This window comes from Acinetobacter sp. AS167 (assembly GCF_037152175.1).
In the GTDB taxonomy this organism is placed as follows: domain Bacteria; phylum Pseudomonadota; class Gammaproteobacteria; order Pseudomonadales; family Moraxellaceae; genus Acinetobacter.
Genome location: NZ_JBBCMP010000066.1, coordinates 1 through 223, shown reverse-complemented (window position 1 = coordinate 223; position 223 = coordinate 1). Strand labels below are relative to the sequence as shown.

The 223-nt window shown below is 45.3% G+C and carries 1 pseudogene; it reads right to left on the bottom strand.

Features of this window, described 5'->3' with window-relative positions:
• A pseudogene (locus tag WFN33_RS20380) lies at positions 1-223 on the bottom strand (hypothetical protein); the annotation flags it as partial.

Genomic DNA, 223 nt, shown 5'->3' with positions numbered 1-223 from the left:
GCTCGTACCCAAAGTATCTGTCTTTGTGCTTGATGCTGTCGTCGCTGCATCTAACTGACCTTTGTTCACTGCATCTGTTGCTGTCGTTGCATCTGCTACGTTTTCAACTTTGTTGCCATTGGCATCTAAACCATTTGCAGTCACTTTGCCTGCAAATACTGGTGCATCTGCCAATTGGATATCTAGCGTATTGCCAGTGATCACTGTCTTGATGTTGCTGTTC